The following is a 3,194-nucleotide window of genomic DNA, read 5'->3' as shown; positions in this document are numbered from 1 at the left end:
TGAAGACCGTAGACTCGATCAGCTCAAATTGATGTAGCGGTTGCCGCCTTCAGGCGGCTCCAGTTCTCACCGCTTTGAGCGGTTAACTGCCTTGCATGCCCCCGGCTTTGCCGGGGGTAGCTGACTTTGAAAAAAAAGAAAGTCAACCCACCCAGCAACCCGCAAATAACACAGGTACCTGCCATGGAAAACGCCCGCTGGCCCTGGCCGTTGGCGGCCAGCCACGGGCCAACGATTCGGTTGAGCAGGGGCATGACGGCCCATTGCAGGGCAGATACGCTCAGGGCATTGCCGATCAGCATGGAGAGGGCCAGCCCCAGGGGCTGGGTGTAGGGCCCGGGAAAAAGTGTGAGCAGCATAACGGTGGGGTAGAGTCCCAAAAGGACCACCAGAACCATCTTCCAGCCAGGCGGCGGTGCGGCATCCTGGCCGTGCAGACAGTGGGCAAACCAGGGACCGAAGCCGGCGGGTGAAACGTTGAGCGCGAATTTCCCGATATGGGCTTCCAGTTTTTCCACCCATTGCCGGCGCACCGGTGAATCGAGCCAAGCCTTCAAGCCCGCCTCGTCGTCAAAATTGACCACCGCCACCCAATCCCCGGCCTGACCGCCGGGTGGCGGATAGACGTCCGTGCCGCGGTGGCCGGGAAAGGCCTCGGCGGCAGCAGTCACACCCTGCTGCCACTGCATAAACCAGGCGACCCCTGCACCAGGGACGCGTTGGACGACCACTGCCGTTGCCCGGGAAACGCGCATATCCACAGTTGCCACTCCTTTTTTGCCAACGCCCAAGCACCAGGCCGGCTGCAAGCTGCACGCCCGGCCCGCTGCGCGCGCCACTTCCCGTGGTTATCGGGGAACCTTCTTGTAAGCCCTGTTGCCGGCCACCCAGGTCTCGTCGATATTGCGGTCGTCGCCAACAGTCATGATGCCAAAGAGCAGTTGTGCCGCCTCCTCAATGGTCTTTGGCCCGGAGCCGCTTATGGCCAGGGACTGGTGCCAGGCCATGGCCAACTGGCCGGCGTTCCAGTCCATGACGACAAAGTCCGCTTCTTTGCCGGGATTAAAGTTGCCCAGGGTGTCATCAAGATACAGGGAATGCGCCCCGCCCAGGGTGGCCAGGTAAAAGGCCCGGTAGGGCGAGAGCTTGTTGCGATCAGCCTCGGCCAGATCCTGGTCGCGCGGGTTGACCGACCCGTCAAGCATGGTGTTGTTGCACATGCCAACCTTATAGGCTTCTTCCAGCACGCGGATCAGGGTAAAGGCGTTGCCGCCGCCCACGTCGCTGCCAACGGATAAGCGCACCGGGAAGTCCGGGTCTTTGGCCCGGCCCAGGCGGAACAACCCGCTGCCGAGAAAGAGGTTGGACAACGGACAAAAGGAAATGGCCGCCCCGGCTTTGGAAAACCGGCGCATCTCGTCGTTGGACAGCCAGATGCCATGGCCGGCTGTAAATTTCGGCCCCAACAGGCCGTGTTTCTCGTGGACCTGGGTATAATCGGAACAATCGGGGAAATGGTCCTTGGCGGAACGGACCTCGGTGGGGTTTTCCGAAATGTGGGTGTTGACCCAGCAGTCGCTGTGCTCTTCCTTGAGCCGGCGGCAACTGTCCATCATTTCGCCGGTGCAGCCCACGGCAAACCGGGGGGTGATGGCGTAGAGGTTGCGCCCTTTGCGGTGATACCGCTCGATCAGGCGTTTGGACTCGGTATAGAAATCATCGGGCGTGATGCAGAAATCCGCCGGGGCAAAGCGGTCGATGCCGGTAAGCCCGGAAATGACGCGCATGTTGCGCCGGGTGGCTTCGTCGAAGAATTCTTCGGAGGAGACCGGACTGCTGGTGGTAAAGGCCAGGCAGGTGGTGGTCCCGGCCGCGAGCAAGGCGTCGAAAAACTGCCTGGCTGCTTCCCGGGCGTAGTCGCGGTCGCGGTATTTGAGCTCCTCGTTAAAAATCCAGGTCTGCAGCCAGTCGAGCAGTTGGTTGCCGTACGCGCCCAGAACGCGCACCTGGGGGAAGTGGATATGCCCGTCGATCAGGCCCGGCAGGATGATCCTGTCAGGCAGATGGGTGACCGCAATATCAGGGTGTTTGGGTGAAACAGCGGCAAAGGGACCAAAGTCCGCGATGATTCCGTCTTTGATGACCAGCAGGCCGTCTTCAATAAACCGGGCCGCCTCGTGTTCTTTGCCAGAATATTTCCAGGGATCGTCAAGCAGATCGAAAAACGTGCCTCGGATCGCGCAAGTGGCACCGTGCATATGAAATCCTCCATGAAAATGTTGTCGCAGCAAGTGTCTGTGGCGACAAAGCGTTTGTTGTATGAAGCAAACAGCGCTTTTGAGTAGAGCCCAGAAAATGCCTATTATTTCTGAAATTGGCACGTTTCCAACTGTTCGACAAGCCCTATTCGAGAATAGTGTGCCACCATATGCGCTCAATGCGTCAGATTGGCCGTAAGCGGCTGTATCAAGTGCGTTTCTGTTTTGAAGAAGGTGGACAAGGTGAGGCGTGTTGCCGGCGGGCGTTCAGTCTCGAGCGCCGGGCCGGCCTAATCCTGGCGTTGCGCTTCTTGCTGGCGGCAGGGGCTGGGACGGGGACAGGAACGGGAAGGATAAAAGAGACAAGGCGGGTGGGGGACTCTGATGACAACATTGTTCGAGTTTGCCCGGGTGAACCCTGACGTCAGCCAGCGGACCTTGGATCGGGCGGTGCGCGAGGGTGGGCACAGGTGGCATCAGTCTGGTTGCCTGAGCGGACTTTGCTGCCTGCGGGCGCACCACGAAGCACGCCGGTCGTGAAGGGCGCTACGGAGTGCCGGGATATCCTGGCTGAAGCCCTGGGCACGGCGAGAAGTGGGGGGCAGGAGCGGGGCAGCCCTAACCGCAAGCAACCCTACTATATATAGAGAGCGGTGTGGCGGGTACGTGCGGGGCGGGTGCCATGAGATGCCACGTCCAAATAAGGCGGCCGCTGTGCGGGCGCGGGGCGCGCATGTGCACAGCGCGAGCGCAATGTCTGCAGCTTGTTACTCGCCCCAGGGGCCGGTGCAGGTACGGGCGCGGGCACGGTCGCGGGCGCAGACAGTGCCGGCCACTGCGATGTCATCGACAACGAGGCCTGGACGATCACCCGCTGGGTTCTGGATGGTGGAAAATGGTCGTCGCAAACATTCGGTATTAATGATGTTTTAGAAA

The 3,194-nt window shown here is 60.6% G+C and carries 2 protein-coding genes; both read right to left on the bottom strand.

The genetic code is table 11. The features are described 5' to 3' along the window. Window positions 1–23: 23 nt before the first annotated feature. The gene (locus GTA51_RS20150; RefSeq protein ID WP_246198260.1) at window positions 24–755 is read right to left on the bottom strand and encodes an antibiotic biosynthesis monooxygenase; all 732 of its coding nucleotides are present in this window, start codon (window positions 753–755) and stop codon (window positions 24–26) included. Between the two features lie 93 nt (window positions 756–848). Further along, on the bottom strand, window positions 849–2,258 hold the full coding sequence (gene guaD / locus GTA51_RS20145; RefSeq protein ID WP_160964275.1) for a guanine deaminase: 1,410 nt from the start codon (window positions 2,256–2,258) through the stop codon (window positions 849–851). Between the last annotated feature and the right edge of the window lie 936 nt (window positions 2,259–3,194).

This window comes from Solidesulfovibrio aerotolerans, assembly GCF_009856865.1.
GTDB lineage: Bacteria > Desulfobacterota > Desulfovibrionia > Desulfovibrionales > Desulfovibrionaceae > Solidesulfovibrio > Solidesulfovibrio aerotolerans.
The sequence above is the reverse complement of the archived record's forward strand: the minus strand, read 5'-3'. Positions and strand labels throughout refer to the sequence as shown.

What these genes read in the sequence shown, in the direction of transcription:
- GTA51_RS20150 (WP_246198260.1), bottom strand. Translation starts at nt 755, where the DNA reads ATGCGCGTTTCCCGGGCAACGGCAGTGGTCGTCCAACGCGTCCCTGGT.
- guaD (WP_160964275.1), bottom strand. Translation starts at nt 2,258, where the DNA reads ATGCACGGTGCCACTTGCGCGATCCGAGGCACGTTTTTCGATCTGCTT.